This window comes from Citrobacter sp. Ce119 (genome assembly GCF_030334525.1).
Taxonomy (GTDB): Bacteria; Pseudomonadota; Gammaproteobacteria; order Enterobacterales; family Enterobacteriaceae; genus Citrobacter; species Citrobacter europaeus.
In genome coordinates, this window is the sequence record NZ_JAOWDR010000051.1 from 26,485 (window position 1) to 42,655 (window position 16,171).

The following is a 16,171-nucleotide window of genomic DNA, read 5'->3' on the forward strand; positions in this document are numbered from 1 at the left end:
GGCTGCGCTTATCGCCCTAACCCTGTAGGTCTGATAAGCGCAGCGCCATCAGGCAATTTGTCGGATGGCGGCTCAAGGCCTTATCCGGCCTACATCGTTACCGTATTACTCCGCCAGAAACAGCTCCAGCAGCGAATTCAAAAACAACTTACCGTGTTGGGTGATCTGCCAGTACTCATCGCATTCAATCAGGTAGCCCTGGGCGATAGCCTCATCGATCTGCCGGCGAATAACGTCTTCGGTAAGCCCGGTATATTGCGTGAACTCTGCACGCGGCGCGGCTTCCAGTAACCGGAAACGGTTCATAAAGAACTCGAACGGCTTGTCGGCTTCGGCAACATCACGCTGGCTTTCCAGGTAACGCCCTTGCATGTATCCGCGTGGGTGCCGCGTTTTGGTGGTGCGCAGGATGCGTCCGTCCGGGAACGTGATTTTGCCATGCGCGCCGCAGCCAATACCGAGATAGTCGCCAAAACGCCAGTAATTAAGGTTGTGCTGACACTGATAGCCTGGTTTCGCATAGGCTGAGGTTTCGTACTGCTGATACCCTGCGGCGGTCAGCAACTGGTGGCCTTGCTCAAAAATATCCCACAGCGCATCATCGTCCGGTAACACCGGCGGTCGGGAACCGAACAGCGTGTTGGGTTCGATGGTCAACTGATACCAGGAAAGATGCGGCGGGTTGAGCGCGATGGCCTGCTGTAAATCGCCCAAAGCTTCTTCCAGCGTCTGATCCGGTAAACCATGCATCAGGTCGAGGTTAAAGCTGCGTAGCTCCAGACCGCTCGCCAGGTTTGCCGCTCGTTTGGCTTCTTCCGGCCCGTGAATACGTCCCAGACGCTCGAGTTTGGCGGAGCTAAAGCTCTGTACGCCAATCGAGATGCGGTTGACACCAGCGCGTTGATAATCAACAAAGCGATCGGCTTCCACCGTCCCGGGATTCGCCTCCATCGTGATTTCTGCATCTGCGGCCAGATTCAGCCGTGCGCGTACGCCGTCGAGCAGCGTTTGCATTGCCGGGCCAGAAAGCAGGCTCGGCGTACCACCCCCGATAAAAATCGTCTTTACTTCACGTCCCTGGGCGTGAGCCACCTCAGTATCCAGATCGCTCAGCAGATGCTGCACATAGTCGTCATGAGGGACTTCGCCTTTTAGCGCATGCGAGTTGAAGTCGCAGTACGGGCATTTCTGCACGCACCACGGGATGTGAATATAAAGACTTAGCGGCGGAAGCTTAACCATTACGCAGGGCATCCAGCAGCAGCTTCAGCGCCTGTCCACGGTGAGAAATCGCACTTTTTTCTTCACGGGTCAGCTCGGCGGCGGTTTTCCCTTCAGACGGTACAAAGAAGATGGGGTCGTAGCCAAAGCCACCGTTTCCGGCAGGTTCGCGGGTAATCACGCCCGGCCAGCTTCCGTGACAAACTAAAGGAGTAGGATCGTCTGCATGGCGCATATACACCAGCACGCAATGGAATTGTGCCTGACGCTTGTCATCAGGAACATCCTGCAGGGTGTGAAGCAGTTTTTCCAGGTTCTGCCGATCGGTCGCATCTTCGCCGGAGTAGCGGGCTGAATAGATGCCTGGCGCGCCGCCAAGGGCATTTACCGCCAAACCTGAGTCATCAGCAATGGCCGGTAAGCCGGTAATTTGCGCGGCATGACGCGCCTTCAGAATGGCGTTCTCAATAAACGTCAGTCCGGTCTCTTCTGCAGAATCAACACCCAGATCCGTTTGGGCAACAACATCAAGACCGAAATCACTCAGAAGAGAGGCGAGTTCACGCACTTTACCGGCATTGCCGGTCGCGAGGACAACTTTTTGCATGGGATACCTAATCAGTTAGCGCCGCAATTTCGGGCGGGATCTGTTGCGGATGAATGATTTTAACCTGTTTGTGACGACCAAGCTCGCCCTTCTCAATGACGACCTGGCTTTTTGCTACGCGGAACTGTTTACCGAGAAACTTCACCAGATGGCTATTGGCTTGTCCATCAACCGGTGGGGCGGTAATGGCGACTTTTAGCTCGTCGCCATGTAAACCCACAATACTGTCACGGCTGGCTTTAGGCTGAATGTAGAGCCGTAAAACCAGACCGTCGTCGCAGGGTGTAACGGCACTCATAGCGCCATCCACAGCCCCGGCAGCAGCATGTTGCCTGTCGCCTGTAACACTTCTGCGATGCCCATATTAATGACATAGAGCAGCAGAACCAGAATCATTGGCGAGAAATCGATCCCGCCCATGCCTGGAAGTATGCGACGGATAGGGCGCAGCAGCGGATCTGCCAGTTGAATCAGCACGTACTCCACGGGGCTGCGGCCCTGGCTGACCCAGCTCATAATCGCCATCACCAACAGTACCCAGAAAATCAGCAATCCGATGGTCTTCAGGACAATCAGCACGGCGGCGATCCAGATGATCGGCTGGAACGTGACCACCTTAAACAGCACGATTGCTTTGATAAAGCTGAGAATCAGCGCCACTAATGCCGATGCGCTGTCGATCGGTCCCATCGGGGGAATAATGCGGCGTAACGGCCCAATAATAGGTTGAGTGATTTTCACTATAAACTGCGAGAACGGGTTGTAAAAATCGCAGCGAGACCATTGCATCCACACGCGCAGCAGCAGCGCCATGGTATACAGCTCAATTACCGTTGAGAGCAGGAAGGTCAACGTATTCATGGTGTTCCTTAGTTTTCCTTATTTTTTAGTGTAATCACGAGCACCAAAAATGGCAGTGCCGATGCGCACCATCGTGCTACCCGCCGCGATTGCGGCATCCATATCATCAGACATCCCCAGTGAGAGCGTGTCGATACTTGGGTAACGTGTTTTCAACCCAGCAAATGCTACCGCCATTTGCTGTGCAACTTCAAACTGCCTTACATAATCTGACTCTGGCGCCGGGATTGCCATCAAACCACGTAGGGTAATGCGCGGCAGTGCAGCGACGTCAGCGGCCAGTGCCTCAAGCTCTGCCAGCGGAATTCCTGACTTACTGTTCTCATCGCTGATATTAATTTGAATCAGTACATTGAGCGGTGGCAGTTGTGCCGGGCGCTGTTCGCTCAAACGGGCAGCGATACGCAGACGGTCGATCGTATGGCACCAGTCAAAATGTTCCGCGACCAGACGACTTTTGTTGGACTGCAGTGGGCCAATAAAGTGCCACTGCAGATCGTTGACGCCTTTTTCCTGGAAGTAGCGGATTTTATCCACCCCTTCCTGCACATAGTTTTCACCGAAGGCACGCTGCCCTGCGGTAATGGCTTCTTCGATGGCGCTCGCAGGTTTGGTTTTGCTAACTGCAAGCAACATAACTTCTTCTGAAGACCGCCCGCAACGCGTCGCGGCGGCTGAGATTTTGTCCCGGACATGTGCCAGGTTATGCGCGATATCGTTCATTTTCCGAGGATGTTCATATGAATATGGAAGAAATAGTGGCCCTTAGTGTAAAGCATAACGTGTCGGATCTACACCTGTGCAATGCATGGCCTGCGCGCTGGCGCATACGTGGAAAAGTCGAAATCGCGCCATTTACTATGCCTGGTGAGGCTGCAGATAGGCTGAGTATAAAATGTGAGTCTGTAGGAGGACGTAAACAGATTTAACTGACAGAATTTTCATTTCATTTTATTCAGCTCCAGTTTGCTGTAGTGTGAATATCCTGCAGTTATAAAATTATTTATGAGGTTTGTTTATAATAAAACAAAAATATTAGATGATTGGTAAGGTGAATATTATAGCTTCATTTGTTATCAAGCGATAATATACATTGCAAATATAAAATGTGGGGGTATTTGTGATGTCAATGAATAGAATTTGAAGCATTTAATGTTCAAGGTGATGGTTCGCTTTGTGATATTTCATACTCTTCGTCTATAAATGAGGTGTTACAAATGTGGAATAAAGAAGCCGCTATAAATTTTGTTAGGCACAATGCTCATGCGCACGCTACTGGTTATTGTGCCAGGGCAGTAACAGCAGCTATCGAACATGGCGGCGTATCCTTGCATCATGATAATGCTAAAAATATGGGGAAATATTTAGTATTAGCTGGTTTTCGTGAAGTATATGGCGATCCTATTAAAGGTGATGTTGCTATAATTCAACCATATACTGGAGGAAATACAGCAGGGCACATGGCGATTTTTGATGGGCATTACTGGTGGTCGGATTTTAAACAGGAACATGGCGTGTATCCCGGACCGGGTTATCGTAAAAGTCAGCCTTCATATAAAATCTATAGGCATAACTGATGAAGCGATTAATATTATTTACTTTTCTAGTCTCATCGTTTGCTATGGCAGGAATAATACCTGCTGGTACTCAGGCATTAAAGTTCAATACCTGGTATATCAAGCTGGTTACTCATAATATCATCCCAGTTGCAGATAATCCGACGGCATTAGAACCTTATGTTATTATCGATACATTGAATAAATTAAAGCAGGCATATATAAGCGATAATCTTGAAGAGGATTATTTCCTAAAAGTTCAGGATGTTGCAGATGAAGACTGGAGTAATCATATTAGTATTGATCTAATTATAACTGATCCTATTTGTACCAATGTCTATTTGACATTTGGAACGGGTGAGTCATCTCAAAAAGTTATTGACTGCATGGTAGAAGAAAAAGGTGTATGGAAAATCAAGAGTGTCGCTACTCGCCATTAGTCGTTGTTTTCACCAATTGAAAATAATCCTGCGACGATGGCTTCTTCGATGGCGCTCGCAGGTTTGGTTTTGCTGAATGCAAGCAACATAACTTCTTCTGAAGACCGCCCGCAACGCGTCGCGGCGGCTGAGATTTTGTCCCGGACATATGCCAGGTTATGCGCGATATCGTTCATTTTCCGAGGATGTTCATATGAATATGGAAGAAATAGTGGCCCTTAGTGTAAAGCATAACGTGTCGGATCTACACCTGTGCAATGCATGGCCTGCGCGCTGGCGCATACGTGGAAAAGTCGAAATCGCGCCATTTACTCCGCCTTGCGTGGAGGATCTGCTGATGTGCTGGCTCAGCGAGCAACAACAGGTACAGTGGCGGAAACAGGGGCAGATTGATTTTGCTATTGCGCTGGCAGATTCCCGACGTCTGCGCGCCAGCGCTTTTGTTCATCAACAGGGAACGTCGCTGGCGCTAAGATTGCTCCCGCTTGATTGTCCACGTTTAGACGATCTCCAGACTCCCGAGGCCATACCTGAGCTGCTGCACAGTGAACATGGATTGATTCTGGTCACGGGAGCCACCGGCAGCGGTAAATCAACGACCCTGGCAGCGATGGTGGAGTACCTTAATCAGCATATTGCGGGGCATATTCTGACGCTGGAAGACCCGATTGAATATCGCTACACCAGCCAGCGCTGTCTTATTCAACAACGGGAGGTGGGCGTACACTGTGCTTCTTTTGCCGCTGGCTTGCGCGGCGCGCTGCGTGAAGATCCTGACGTCATTTTGCTGGGCGAACTGCGCGACGTGGAAACCATTCGTCTGGCATTAACGGCAGCGGAAACCGGGCACCTGGTGCTGGCAACGTTACATACGCGAGGGGCTGCGCAGGCTATCGCACGGCTGGTGGATACCTTTCCCGCGCAGGAGAAGGATCCGGTGCGTAATCAACTGGCAGACAGCCTGCGGGCAGTGCTTTCGCAAAAGCTGGAGGAAGATAAGCTGGGAGGACGCGTGGCGCTATTCGAGCTGCTCGTCAACACGCCCGCCGTGGGCAATTTGATTCGTGAAGGGAAAACGCATCAGCTACCCGGCGTAATTCAAACCGGGCAGCAGACAGGCATGCAGACGTTTGCACAAAGTCTGCAGCAGCGACAGGCGCAGGGGCGGCTTTAGTAGCCCTGCTCGAAATAGCTTTCGAGGATGACCACGGCAGAAGCGGAGTCTACTTTGCCTTTATTCAATGCCCGGTATCCGCCTTGCTCAAACAGGCCAGAGCGGGCTTCGACGGTGCTCAAGCGTTCATCGTGCAGCGTTACGGTAACGCCAAAGCGACCGTGAATGCGGTTAGCGAACTTGCGCGCGCGCGCAGTAAGGGGTTGTTCGGTGCCATCCATGTTGAGCGGCAGACCTACGATAATTTCGTCCGGCTGCCACTCTTTGAGCAGACGTTCAATCAAACTCCAGTCCGGCGTACCGTCCTGCGCTTTGATGGCGGGCAAGGGTCTTGCCGTACCGGTAATGCGTTGGCCAACCGCGACGCCGATACTTTTTGTACCAAAATCAAAAGAGAGTAATGTTCCGCTCATCAGGCATGTCCCGCCACGCCAGGCATGGTCTGAATATCAATCCCGATAAGCTTCGCCGCATCGCGCCAGCGATCGGAAATCGGCGTTTTGAATAAGATGTTGAGGTCTGCGGGGGCCGTGAGCCAGGCGTTATCCAGTAGCTCTTGCTCCAGTTGACCTTTTTCCCATGATGAATAACCCAGCGCAACCAGCACTTCGGACGGTTGCTCTTGCGTACCCAGGGTTTCTAATACATCGCGGGAGGTGGTGATGATGGTGTTATCTGAGATGCGGATACTGGATGCAAAGCGTGACGGCGGGGTATGCAGAATAAACCCACGGTCTTCCGCCAGCGGTCCGCCGAGCATCACCGGTTTATCCAGACGAATGGCCGGATCGCGTTCTTCTGGCGTAATCTTCAGCTTTTCCAGAATTCCTTCAATCTGTAAGTTTTCCAGAGGCTTATTAACGATAATCCCCATTGCTCCGTTCTCATTATGTTCACAGATGTACACCACGGAACGGCGGAAAATCGGATCCTGGAGAGCAGGCATGGCAATCAGAAAGTGATGCTGTAAATTCATTGTCAGAGGTTCTGTTTCCTGGTTCAAAAAAGCAACAGAGCCCAGTATGTGGGCAAAGCTCGAAGATGTCACCCTCTGAAGATAGCTTTGCCGGATGGCGGCTTCGCCTAATCCGGCCTACGGGGTGTAATTCCAGGCCGAATAAGACGCGATGGCGTCGCTATCCGGCAACATATTTATTTCTGCAAACGCGCTTCAATGGCATCCATCAGCATACCGGTAATCGAAACCGGGAACTCCGCTTCAATTTCACGAATACAGGTTGGGCTGGTGACGTTAATTTCTGTCAGGCGATCGCCAATGATATCCAGACCGACAAAAATCAAACCTTTCGCTTTCAGCGTTGGCCCAATGCGGCGTGCGATTTCCCAGTCGCTGTCGGTTAATGGACGCGGCTCGCCACGGCCACCGGCGGCCAGGTTGCCACGGGTTTCACCGCCCTGTGGAATACGCGCCAGGCAGTACGGAACGGGTTCGCCATCGACCACCAGCACGCGTTTATCGCCATCTTTAATTGCTGGCAGATAGTTCTGCGCCATGCAGTAGCGGGTACCATGCTCGGTCAGCGTTTCAGCAATCACGCCGAGGTTCGGATCGCCTTCCTTCACGCGGAAAATAGATGCGCCGCCCATGCCGTCCAGCGGTTTGAGAATGATGTCGCTGTGTTTTTGCCAGAAGGCTTTCAGCTGCGCTTTGTTACGCGTGACCAGCGTTTCCGGCGTCAGGTCGGCAAACCATGCGGTGAACAGCTTTTCGTTGCAATCGCGCAGGCTCTGCGGTTTGTTGACGATTAGCGTTCCTTTCTCTTCTGCACGTTCCAGAATATAGGTCGCGTAGATGAACTCGGTATCAAACGGCGGATCCTTACGCATCAGAATGACGTCCAGGTCTGCCAGCGGGAGATCCTGCTCGCTCTTAAACTCATACCACTTGTCGTAGTTCTGCTCTACGCTCAGGGTACGCGTGCGGGCGCGGGCTTCACCGTTTTCCAGATAAAGATCGGCCATCTCCATATAATGAATTTCGTAACCGCGACGTTGCGCTTCCAGCAGCATAGCGAAGCTGGAATCTTTCTTGATGTTGATGCTTGCGATGGGATCCATCACGATGCCGAGCTTAATCATGTTCTTCTCCGTTTATGCCTTAGCCCAGATCGCCAAAACGCACTTGTAACGCGGTAATGGCGGTGAGCGCAGTTGTCTCAGTACGCAGAACGCGAGGTCCTAACAGAATATCAGTAAACTGATAGCGTGCGGTCATGGCAATTTCATCAGCCGACAACCCGCCTTCCGGGCCAATCAGCAAGCGGATGCGTTCCACCGGCAGCGGCAGCGTATTGATGCTGGCGCTGGCGCGCGGATGCAGGTTCAGTTTCAGACCTTCGTCCTGTTCCGCGCACCACGCTTCCAAATCCATTGCCGGGCGAATTTCAGGCACCCGGTTACGACCGCACTGTTCGCAGGCGGCAATAGCGATTTTCTGCCACTGCTGGAGCTTCTTGTTCAGGCGTTCGCTGTCCAGTTTAACGCCGCAGCGCTCAGAAAAAAGTGGCGTAATGAGGCTTACACCCAGTTCGATCGATTTCTGGATAGTAAATTCCATTTTTTCTCCGCGCGACATCACCTGACCCAGGTGGATGTGCAACGGCGATTCACGATCGTCGAGTTCGGCGTTAAGCACCTTCACATCCACGCTTTTTTTACTGGCGTGGGTGATTTCAGCGTCGAATACCTGATTGCTGCCATCAAACAGCTGTAGCGCCTGGCCCGGTCCCATACGTAGCACGCGGCCAATATGGTTGGCTGCATCTTCACACAGTGATATTTGGCTGCCGGAAGTGAGTGGCTCAGGGTGATAAATGCGAGGAATGCGCATAGTTTAACATCCGCGTCTTAGCCCTGGGCTACGAAAGGCCAGGGCATGGTTAAAAATATTGACGCTAGTGTAGGTTAGCTCTTTTGCGCCTGGCAAGCGCGTTGCACATATGGGTTATGGTTACCCTGTACCTTCGCGATGCGTTCGTCGCGCTCACACTCCCAGTCGGTGACCGGATATTGCTTATTCCAGGCATTAAAAAGCTGAGTTTGCTGGCGGGAGAGCGTCAGGTCGTACTGGTCACGCATGTAAAAATAGGTGCGTGCGATGGCGCCGCGGGCGCGGGCTGGCGGTTCGGCAACTTTCTCTTTGAAATCAACCTTCATAGTGCATTGCCCATACTGACCTTCGCCACCGTTCCACTGGCTGTACATAAAGTTTGCACGATCGCCATTTACTTCACCGACCGCAGGCTGCAGGTTATGCATATCGCTTTCCATTTTGCGATAGACCGGATCTTTGGCGCAGTTTTTGCGCCCTCCATCCTGCCAGCACTGGCGCTGATGACCAAATTGCCAGGCGGGGACAACGTGCTCCCATTCAATTCGGCTGGCGCGGTTTTCATTTTTTCGTACTTTATAGCCACATGATTCGAGGTCAACGACCCCTTTTTTGCCTTGCCAGTTAATTTTACAGCCACAATAGAAATCGCCCGGCGCATCGGCGTTAACTTTGACGCCTGCCGCTTTTGCCTGAGAAAAGCTGTTGATGCCTTCGGCTAAAACCGGACCTGAAAACGCTGCGGCTAACAGGGCCGCAGCAAAAGAAAGATTACGGTACATCACGAACTCCGTGTCAAAACGAGCCCGCAACGTAGCGAAAGTTATTCCTGTATGCAATCAGTTAGATCAGAAAAGTTCCTGATAATTCTGAAGATTATTCCACAACCAGCGGTTCGCCACAGTGAACGCAGCGGTAGGTGGCCTCACCACGTACAACACGGTTATGTCGACGAACGGTCAGTTGGTGTTCCTGACACTTACAGCGGTAAGTAAAGGTCTTACGCTGCACCGATTGCAGTTCAAATTGATGCGTACGCCGGGCTGGTACGCCCAGCACGCTCTCCATCATCCATTTCCACTCTTTCCCGTGCGGCGACACGCGGCCAAAATGCTTCCACACCAGTAAATGCGCCAGTTCGTGGGGCACCACTTCGTTAACGAACGCGTCGACATTCTCCATCAGCAGGACGGGGTTAAGGCGAATTTCATAGGTTTGTAGCCACGCGGTACCCGCGGCGGTTCCGCGCTGTTGGTAAACCAGCTTTGGCTCCGGGTATTGGCGTTCCAGCTTGAGATTGGCCTGGGCGAGTTTTTCCCGCAGGCTGCGCATAACGGCTTGCTGGATGGCGATAGGGAGACGGGAGGTTTTCATAACGGCAGAGGATAGTGCGACAGGGAAGGGACTGCAAGAGGTAGGCTTCCTCCCGCTGGGGGAGAAAGCCTTTCGTGATTAGTCGTGTGCGCCAATTTCGCGCAGTTTACGACCTTTCATCAGGTTACGTTCAATGTGTTCCAGAGAGACGTTTTTAGTTTCAGGGATCAGCCACAGAGTCAGGAAGATGAACAGTACGTTCAGGCCACCGTAGACCCAGAAGGTGTTGGCGCTGCCCAGCGAGTTCAGCATCGTCAGGAAGGTTGCGCCGACGATCATGTTGGCAATCCAGTTGGTTGCGGTAGAGCAGGTGATGCCGAAATCGCGACCTTTCAGCGGCTGGATTTCAGAGCACAGTACCCAAATCAGCGGACCGGCGCTCATCGCAAAGCCAACGATAAACATCAGCAGCATCAGCACTGCGAAGTATTGTGCGGCAGCCGAGTGAATCCCCACGTGCATCATTGTACCCAGCACGCCCATACCGACGGCCATGACGATAAAGCCGAGGATCAGCGTAGGCTTACGGCCCCAACGGTCAACCAGGCCAATGGCGATAAAGGTTGCCAGCACGTTGGTCAGGCCAACGATAACCGTTCCCCACATCTGCTCGGTGGTGTTGGTATAACCCGCCAGTTCAAAGATTTTTGGCGCGTAATACATAATGACGTTCATCCCGGTGAACTGCTGCATCACCTGTAACAGCACGCCAAGGAACACTGCGCGGCGGAAGTTGCTGTTCTCTTTAAACAGCGCCCATCCGCTCTGCTTCACCTGCAGGCTTTCACGAATTTCATCCAGCTCACGTTTAGCTTCAGCACTGGTGTCACGCAGACGCAACAGTACGCGTTCGGCATCGACAAAGCGGCGTTTAGCAGCAAACCAACGCGGGCTGTCCGGCAGGAAGATGACGCCAACCAGCAACAGCAAGGCAGGGATGATGATCACACCCAGCATCCAGCGCCATGCGCCGCTGTAGCTAAACGCTGTATCGGAAAGATACGCACCTAAAATACCGATGGTAATCATCAACTGATACATAGAGATCATGCTGCCGCGAATTTTTTCCGGGGCAATTTCAGACAGGTACAGCGGCGCGGTATAAGACGCAACGCCTACAGCCAGGCCGAGCAGGACGCGGGAAACCAGCAGCACTTCAACGTTTGGCGCTGCGGCGGAGAACAGCGAACCGGCAACAAACAGAATTGCGCCGATCATCAGACTCTTTTTACGACCCAGCTTGAAGGAGAGCCAGCCGCTGCCGACGGCGCCCACTGCCGCACCAAACATCATGGAACTCACCACCCATTCCTGAGTGTGCGGGGTAATTTGAAACTCGTCGGTGATGAAAGGTAAAGCACCGGCAATAACGCCGATATCCAGGCCAAAAAGTAATCCAGCCAGGGCTGCCAGGAAGCAGACAAAAAATGTCATAGCTTTGTTGGAACGCCCCGTTTTTTTATTGTCAGGCATGATGCCCTCCGGTTGGGTAGCTAGTTTTGTTGATGTTAAGGGTAGGTGAGTACGGGGTAAAAAAATGCGAATCACATCACATTAGTGTAATCGGTTACACTGACATTCATACGGATTATTGATTAATTATTTGAAAGTTAACATTATTTATTTAGGGCTGGAAAAGTTGGTTGCCTGATTTTAAGACAATACTGAAATATAATGTAACGGTGATGCAGCTTTAGTAGTAAAGGTGTGTTAAGTCAAGGTGGATAGAAATACTGAGCTATGTAATCGCTTTCATTTGTTGTTTAATGCAATGGAAATAAAGGTTGTTTTAGCAATGAGGTAGGAGAGAGAAAAGGACATAAAAAAAGACCAGCGCGAAGCTGGTCTTATAAGCGTTGAGCTGTGGGGGAAATTACTTCAGACCGGCAGCTTCACGCAGCAGAGCGGCTTTGTCGGTTTTTTCCCATGGGAAATGTTCGCGACCAAAGTGACCGTAAGCAGCGGTTTCTTTGTAAATCGGGTGCAGCAGATCCAGCATCTGAATCAGGCCATACGGACGCAGGTCGAAGAACTCACGCACCAGCAGGGTCAGCTGTTCTGAAGGCACTTTTTCAGTACCGAACGTTTCCACCATGATAGAGGTCGGTTCAGCCACGCCGATTGCGTAGGAAACCTGAATCTCGCAGCGGTCAGCCAGGCCTGCGGCAACGATGTTTTTCGCTACGTAGCGGGCTGCATAGGCTGCGGAACGGTCAACTTTAGACGGATCCTTACCAGAGAATGCGCCGCCACCGTGACGTGCCATACCGCCGTAGGTATCAACAATGATTTTACGACCCGTCAGGCCGCAATCACCCATTGGGCCGCCGATAACGAAACGACCGGTTGGGTTGATGAAGAATTTGGTCGAAGCGGTCAGCCATTCAGTCGGCAGCACCGGCTTGATGATCTCTTCCATAACGGCTTCTTGCAGCGATTTCTGGTCGATATCTTCAGAGTGTTGAGTAGACAGAACAACTGCATCGATACCGACGATTTTGCCGTCATCATACTGGAAGGTGACCTGGCTTTTTGCATCCGGACGCAGCCAGGATAAGGTGCCGTTTTTACGCACTTCAGCCTGACGCTGCACCAGACGGTGAGCATAGGTTATTGGGGCAGGCATCAGCACGTCGGTTTCGTTGGTTGCATAACCAAACATCAGACCCTGGTCGCCTGCGCCCTGTTCCAGCGGATCGGCACGGTCAACACCCTGGTTGATGTCCGGAGACTGTTTACCAATCGCGCTGAGTACCGCACAAGAGTTGGCGTCAAAACCCATGTCGGAATGCACATAGCCAATTTCGCGAACTGTGTTACGGGTGATCTCTTCGATATCAACCCATGCGCTGGTGGTGATCTCACCGCCAACTAAAACCATGCCGGTTTTGACGTAGGTTTCGCAGGCAACGCGTGCTTTCGGATCCTGCTCCAGGATTGCATCCAGCACAGCATCAGAGATTTGGTCAGCGATTTTGTCAGGATGCCCTTCTGATACGGACTCGGACGTAAAAAGGTGTTTTGCCATATTTAATTTCACCTAAGGAGAATTTGGTTAGCTCAAACTGTCGAGTGGAATAGCCATGTGTAGAAGATTCTACCATGAGTCTGCAGATGACGAACACTGGCAGTCTGAGTGTTAATCGGTATAGATGGATTAACATCTGGACGGCTATTTTAGGACAGTTCTTCGCCTGATTTCCAGCTTTTTTTGATTGAGGTCGCATTGTACTGAAAATGAAACTGGAAATTTTTCCTGACGGTGCTGGCAATGTGCATATTTATCTTTTGCATTTTCGTACTGTTGTCGGTATAAAACGCGGCGCGCGGCTCATATCCGTCATACTTCAAGTTGCATGTGCGTTGGCAATACTCGCCCCGTCCCTGGGGCTCGCCCTATGGGCGCTGTGGACAGCGTTCAAATCCGTTCCTGACGGATTTGTCTCGCTCGCCCCAGTCACTTACTCATGTAAGCTCCCGGGGACTCTCTGCGTTGCCGCCTTCCCACAACTCGAATTATTTAGGATAGACAAAAGCACACGACGTTTTCATCGTGTTGCCACTTCCAGCCGGGTTAAAACTTTAGCTTTGGCTTGTGGGTTCGTTCCGTAAGGAGCAACCGTGGAGGTGATACGAGATAATGAACCGTTGTATTCTGCTGAATCTGTCGCACCGTTCTGGTGTACATATGTTCCCCGCAATCTGCATCTCTGCTTTGCATACCTGTCGATGTTATATACACAAAATCATTCATGCTGGTCGAGGCTGCATGAAGGATGAAGTGTGTACCCATCTCGGCGTATCTCAGGACTCAAGAGCCGGTAACGGTCACTAAGAACTGAACAAGGGCGCTCTTGGTAAACAAGAGTTTTCTCGTGGTTTCGCCGAACCGTCAGCATTAAGTTCGGTTACGTGTTTACATTGATATGAAAAAGAAACCGGTCGCACAGTCGGAGCGTCAGCACTATCTGCTGGAAATTCTGCCTGTATTTGGGTTGTTATCGCGTCTTCGGATTGCGATAGTAGTCAACTGTTTTACACTTGTTAATAAAATTTGAGGTTCGCTATGTCTGACGACATTTCTTTGGGTTCGCCTTCGTCAGCAGGCGAACACGGTGTACTACGCTCCATGCAGGAGGTTGCAATGAGTTCCCAGGAAGCCAGCAAGATGCTGCGTACTTACAATATTGCCTGGTGGGGTAATAACTACTATGACGTCAATGAACTGGGCCACATCAGCGTGTGCCCGGATCCGGACGTACCCGAAGCGCGCGTTGACCTTGCTGAGCTGGTGAAAGCCCGTGAAGCACAGGGCCAGCGTCTGCCTGCATTGTTCTGCTTCCCGCAGATCCTGCAACACCGTCTGCGTTCGATTAACGCCGCCTTTAAACGCGCCCGTGAATCTTACGGCTACAACGGTGACTATTTCCTCGTTTACCCGATCAAGGTCAACCAGCACCGCCGCGTGATTGAATCGCTGATCCACTCCGGCGAACCGCTGGGACTGGAAGCGGGTTCTAAAGCTGAACTGATGGCCGTTCTGGCCCACGCCGGAATGACCCGTAGCGTGATCGTGTGTAACGGTTATAAAGACCGCGAATACATCCGTCTGGCGCTGATTGGCGAGAAAATGGGCCATAAGGTCTATCTGGTCATCGAGAAGATGTCTGAAATCGCTATCGTGCTGGATGAAGCTGAACGCCTGAATGTTGTTCCGCGTCTGGGCGTGCGTGCGCGTCTGGCGTCGCAGGGCTCCGGTAAATGGCAGTCCTCCGGCGGTGAAAAATCGAAATTCGGCCTGGCGGCAAACCAGGTGCTGCAACTGGTAGAAATTCTGCGCGAGCGCGGCCGTCTGGACAGCATTCAGTTGCTGCACTTCCATCTTGGCTCCCAGATGGCGAATATTCGCGATATCGCCACCGGTGTGCGTGAATCCGCCCGTTTCTACGTTGAACTGCACAAGCTTGGCGTGAACATCCAGTGCTTCGATGTCGGCGGTGGTCTGGGCGTGGATTACGAAGGCACCCGTTCGCAGTCCGACTGTTCCGTAAACTACGGCCTGAACGAATACGCGAACAACATTATCTGGGCCATTGGCGATGCCTGCGAAGAGCACGGCCTGCCGCACCCAACCGTTATCACCGAATCCGGTCGTGCGGTTACCGCGCACCATACCGTGCTGGTGTCTAACATTATCGGCGTTGAGCGTAGCGAACACACCGAAGCAACGCCCCCGGCTGACGATGCGCCGCGTGCCCTGCAAAGCATGTGGGAAACCTGGCAAGAGATGCACGAGCCGGGAACCCGTCGTTCGCTGCGTGAATGGCTGCACGACAGCCAGATGGATCTGCACGATATTCACGTTGGCTACTCTTCAGGCACCTTTAGCCTGCAGGAACGCGCGTGGGCAGAGCAGCTCTATCTGAACATGTGTCACGATGTACAAAAACAACTCGACCCAAGCAACCGTGCGCACCGACCGATTATCGACGAGCTGCAGGAGCGTATGGCGGATAAGATCTACGTCAACTTCTCCCTGTTCCAGTCGATGCCGGATGCGTGGGGGATCGATCAGCTGTTCCCGGTAATGCCGCTGGAAGGACTGAACCAGGCGCCAGAGCGTCGAGCGGTGCTGTTGGATATCACCTGTGACTCTGATGGCGCTATCGACCACTACGTTGATGGTGATGGCATTGCGACCACCATGCCGATGCCGGAATACGACCCGGAGAACCCGCCGATGCTGGGCTTCTTTATGGTAGGGGCGTATCAGGAGATCCTTGGCAACATGCACAATCTGTTCGGTGATACCGAAGCGGTTGACGTGTTCGTCTTCCCTGACGGCAGCGTAGAAGTTGAGCTGTCTGACGAAGGAGATACCGTGGCGGATATGCTGCAGTACGTGCAGTTGGATCCAAACACCCTGCTGACGCAGTTCCGTGACCAGGTGAAAAACACCGATCTGGATACCGAGCTACAGCAACAGTTCCTCGAAGAATTTGAAGCGGGTCTGTACGGATACACCTATCTGGAAGACGAGTAAAGCTGTGCGGGTTCGCTTGAATCCGTACAAATTAACGGCGATAA

19 protein-coding genes and 2 pseudogenes are annotated in these 16,171 nt (G+C 52.1%); 7 read left to right on the forward strand and 14 right to left on the reverse strand.

What is annotated here, in order from left to right; translation table 11 throughout:
• Positions 1-105 precede the first annotated feature (105 nt).
• From hemW to OGV80_RS12760, 5 genes are read right to left on the reverse strand one after another with little or no spacing between them, the layout of a single operon-like run.
• Positions 106-1,242: a radical SAM family heme chaperone HemW gene (gene hemW / locus OGV80_RS12740; RefSeq protein WP_075145647.1), complete on the reverse strand. Its 1,137-nt coding sequence runs from the start codon at positions 1,240-1,242 to the stop codon at positions 106-108.
• Positions 1,235-1,828, reverse strand: a complete 594-nt coding sequence (locus OGV80_RS12745; RefSeq protein ID WP_047408837.1) for an XTP/dITP diphosphatase — start codon at positions 1,826-1,828, stop codon at positions 1,235-1,237. The genes hemW and OGV80_RS12745 overlap by 8 nt, the downstream gene beginning before the upstream one ends.
• A gap of 7 nt (positions 1,829-1,835) precedes the next feature.
• The gene (gene yggU, locus OGV80_RS12750) at positions 1,836-2,126 is read right to left on the reverse strand and encodes a DUF167 family protein YggU (RefSeq protein WP_005123286.1); all 291 of its coding nucleotides are present in this window, start codon (positions 2,124-2,126) and stop codon (positions 1,836-1,838) included.
• Entirely contained in the window at positions 2,123-2,689 is a 567-nt protein-coding gene (locus OGV80_RS12755; protein WP_087051206.1) for a YggT family protein, read from the reverse strand. Before OGV80_RS12755 ends, yggU begins: the two co-directional genes overlap by 4 nt.
• Positions 2,690-2,707: 18 nt before the next feature.
• Positions 2,708-3,412 carry a YggS family pyridoxal phosphate-dependent enzyme gene (locus OGV80_RS12760; RefSeq protein WP_075145648.1) on the reverse strand — a complete coding sequence of 235 codons (705 nt, stop codon included), beginning with the start codon at positions 3,410-3,412 and terminating at the stop codon, positions 2,708-2,710.
• Positions 3,413-3,429: 17 nt separating this feature from the next.
• Here OGV80_RS12760 and OGV80_RS12765 point away from each other — a divergent pair.
• From OGV80_RS12765 to OGV80_RS12775, 3 genes and pseudogenes are all read left to right on the forward strand, one after another.
• Positions 3,430-3,555: pseudogene (locus OGV80_RS12765) on the forward strand (type IV pili twitching motility protein PilT); the annotation flags it as partial.
• Positions 3,556-3,906: 351 nt separating this feature from the next.
• Positions 3,907-4,266 carry a hypothetical protein gene (locus tag OGV80_RS12770; protein ID WP_087052017.1) on the forward strand — a complete coding sequence of 120 codons (360 nt, stop codon included), beginning with the start codon at positions 3,907-3,909 and terminating at the stop codon, positions 4,264-4,266.
• On the forward strand, positions 4,266-4,685 hold the full coding sequence (locus OGV80_RS12775) for a DUF3828 domain-containing protein (protein ID WP_087052018.1): 420 nt from the start codon (positions 4,266-4,268) through the stop codon (positions 4,683-4,685). Before OGV80_RS12770 ends, OGV80_RS12775 begins: the two co-directional genes overlap by 1 nt.
• A 5-nt stretch (positions 4,686-4,690) precedes the next feature.
• Here the strand turns inward: OGV80_RS12775 and OGV80_RS12780 are convergent.
• A pseudogene (locus OGV80_RS12780) lies at positions 4,691-4,861 on the reverse strand (YggS family pyridoxal phosphate enzyme); the annotation flags it as partial.
• Positions 4,862-4,878: 17 nt separating this feature from the next.
• Between OGV80_RS12780 and OGV80_RS12785 the strand changes: the two are divergent.
• Entirely contained in the window at positions 4,879-5,859 is a 981-nt protein-coding gene (locus OGV80_RS12785; protein WP_087052019.1) for a type IV pilus twitching motility protein PilT, read from the forward strand.
• On the opposite strand, the gene ruvX is transcribed toward OGV80_RS12785, so the two are convergent.
• From ruvX to metK, 8 genes are all read right to left on the reverse strand, one after another.
• Positions 5,856-6,272, reverse strand: coding sequence for a Holliday junction resolvase RuvX (gene ruvX / locus OGV80_RS12790; protein ID WP_008785771.1), 417 nt, complete (start codon positions 6,270-6,272; stop codon positions 5,856-5,858). The two genes, OGV80_RS12785 and ruvX, sit on opposite strands and share 4 nt — an antisense overlap.
• On the reverse strand, positions 6,272-6,835 hold the full coding sequence (locus OGV80_RS12795) for a YqgE/AlgH family protein (RefSeq protein ID WP_047408844.1): 564 nt from the start codon (positions 6,833-6,835) through the stop codon (positions 6,272-6,274). Before OGV80_RS12795 ends, ruvX begins: the two co-directional genes overlap by 1 nt.
• A gap of 176 nt (positions 6,836-7,011) precedes the next feature.
• The gene (gshB, locus tag OGV80_RS12800; RefSeq protein ID WP_043017542.1) at positions 7,012-7,959 is read right to left on the reverse strand and encodes a glutathione synthase; all 948 of its coding nucleotides are present in this window, start codon (positions 7,957-7,959) and stop codon (positions 7,012-7,014) included.
• Positions 7,960-7,978: 19 nt separating this feature from the next.
• Positions 7,979-8,710 (reverse strand): 16S rRNA (uracil(1498)-N(3))-methyltransferase, encoded by a 732-nt coding sequence (rsmE, locus tag OGV80_RS12805; RefSeq protein ID WP_016154393.1) that lies wholly within the window; start codon positions 8,708-8,710, stop codon positions 7,979-7,981.
• A gap of 74 nt (positions 8,711-8,784) precedes the next feature.
• The gene (gene endA / locus OGV80_RS12810; RefSeq protein ID WP_043017541.1) at positions 8,785-9,492 is read right to left on the reverse strand and encodes a deoxyribonuclease I; all 708 of its coding nucleotides are present in this window, start codon (positions 9,490-9,492) and stop codon (positions 8,785-8,787) included.
• 94 nt (positions 9,493-9,586) lie between these two features.
• Positions 9,587-10,084 (reverse strand): SprT family zinc-dependent metalloprotease, encoded by a 498-nt coding sequence (locus OGV80_RS12815; RefSeq protein ID WP_087052022.1) that lies wholly within the window; start codon positions 10,082-10,084, stop codon positions 9,587-9,589.
• A 78-nt stretch (positions 10,085-10,162) separates the two neighbouring features.
• On the reverse strand, positions 10,163-11,557 hold the full coding sequence (gene galP / locus OGV80_RS12820) for a galactose/proton symporter (RefSeq protein WP_003027074.1): 1,395 nt from the start codon (positions 11,555-11,557) through the stop codon (positions 10,163-10,165).
• Between the two features lie 400 nt (positions 11,558-11,957).
• The gene (gene metK, locus OGV80_RS12825; protein ID WP_003027071.1) at positions 11,958-13,112 is read right to left on the reverse strand and encodes a methionine adenosyltransferase; all 1,155 of its coding nucleotides are present in this window, start codon (positions 13,110-13,112) and stop codon (positions 11,958-11,960) included.
• 612 nt (positions 13,113-13,724) lie between these two features.
• Here metK and yqgG point away from each other — a divergent pair.
• The 3 genes from yqgG (at position 13,725) to speA (ending at position 16,127) form a co-directional block, all read left to right on the forward strand.
• Entirely contained in the window at positions 13,725-13,919 is a 195-nt protein-coding gene (gene yqgG, locus OGV80_RS24520; protein ID WP_370867238.1) for a small protein YqgG, read from the forward strand.
• Between the two features lie 91 nt (positions 13,920-14,010).
• Positions 14,011-14,142 carry an acid stress response protein YqgB gene (gene yqgB / locus OGV80_RS12835; protein WP_049041971.1) on the forward strand — a complete coding sequence of 44 codons (132 nt, stop codon included), beginning with the start codon at positions 14,011-14,013 and terminating at the stop codon, positions 14,140-14,142.
• An 8-nt stretch (positions 14,143-14,150) separates the two neighbouring features.
• Positions 14,151-16,127: a biosynthetic arginine decarboxylase gene (gene speA / locus OGV80_RS12840; RefSeq protein ID WP_072033361.1), complete on the forward strand. Its 1,977-nt coding sequence runs from the start codon at positions 14,151-14,153 to the stop codon at positions 16,125-16,127.
• Positions 16,128-16,171 lie beyond the last annotated feature (44 nt).

What these genes read in the sequence shown, in the direction of transcription:
- hemW (WP_075145647.1), bottom strand. Translation starts at nt 1,242, where the DNA reads ATGGTTAAGCTTCCGCCGCTAAGTCTTTATATTCACATCCCGTGGTGC.
- OGV80_RS12745 (WP_047408837.1), bottom strand. Translation starts at nt 1,828, where the DNA reads ATGCAAAAAGTTGTCCTCGCGACCGGCAATGCCGGTAAAGTGCGTGAA.
- yggU (WP_005123286.1), bottom strand. Translation starts at nt 2,126, where the DNA reads ATGAGTGCCGTTACACCCTGCGACGACGGTCTGGTTTTACGGCTCTAC.
- OGV80_RS12755 (WP_087051206.1), bottom strand. Translation starts at nt 2,689, where the DNA reads ATGAATACGTTGACCTTCCTGCTCTCAACGGTAATTGAGCTGTATACC.
- OGV80_RS12760 (WP_075145648.1), bottom strand. Translation starts at nt 3,412, where the DNA reads ATGAACGATATCGCGCATAACCTGGCACATGTCCGGGACAAAATCTCA.
- OGV80_RS12770 (WP_087052017.1), top strand. Translation starts at nt 3,907, where the DNA reads ATGTGGAATAAAGAAGCCGCTATAAATTTTGTTAGGCACAATGCTCAT.
- OGV80_RS12775 (WP_087052018.1), top strand. Translation starts at nt 4,266, where the DNA reads ATGAAGCGATTAATATTATTTACTTTTCTAGTCTCATCGTTTGCTATG.
- OGV80_RS12785 (WP_087052019.1), top strand. Translation starts at nt 4,879, where the DNA reads ATGAATATGGAAGAAATAGTGGCCCTTAGTGTAAAGCATAACGTGTCG.
- ruvX (WP_008785771.1), bottom strand. Translation starts at nt 6,272, where the DNA reads ATGAGCGGAACATTACTCTCTTTTGATTTTGGTACAAAAAGTATCGGC.
- OGV80_RS12795 (WP_047408844.1), bottom strand. Translation starts at nt 6,835, where the DNA reads ATGAATTTACAGCATCACTTTCTGATTGCCATGCCTGCTCTCCAGGAT.
- gshB (WP_043017542.1), bottom strand. Translation starts at nt 7,959, where the DNA reads ATGATTAAGCTCGGCATCGTGATGGATCCCATCGCAAGCATCAACATC.
- rsmE (WP_016154393.1), bottom strand. Translation starts at nt 8,710, where the DNA reads ATGCGCATTCCTCGCATTTATCACCCTGAGCCACTCACTTCCGGCAGC.
- endA (WP_043017541.1), bottom strand. Translation starts at nt 9,492, where the DNA reads ATGTACCGTAATCTTTCTTTTGCTGCGGCCCTGTTAGCCGCAGCGTTT.
- OGV80_RS12815 (WP_087052022.1), bottom strand. Translation starts at nt 10,084, where the DNA reads ATGAAAACCTCCCGTCTCCCTATCGCCATCCAGCAAGCCGTTATGCGC.
- galP (WP_003027074.1), bottom strand. Translation starts at nt 11,557, where the DNA reads ATGCCTGACAATAAAAAAACGGGGCGTTCCAACAAAGCTATGACATTT.
- metK (WP_003027071.1), bottom strand. Translation starts at nt 13,112, where the DNA reads ATGGCAAAACACCTTTTTACGTCCGAGTCCGTATCAGAAGGGCATCCT.
- yqgG (WP_370867238.1), top strand. Translation starts at nt 13,725, where the DNA reads ATGAACCGTTGTATTCTGCTGAATCTGTCGCACCGTTCTGGTGTACAT.
- yqgB (WP_049041971.1), top strand. Translation starts at nt 14,011, where the DNA reads ATGAAAAAGAAACCGGTCGCACAGTCGGAGCGTCAGCACTATCTGCTG.
- speA (WP_072033361.1), top strand. Translation starts at nt 14,151, where the DNA reads ATGTCTGACGACATTTCTTTGGGTTCGCCTTCGTCAGCAGGCGAACAC.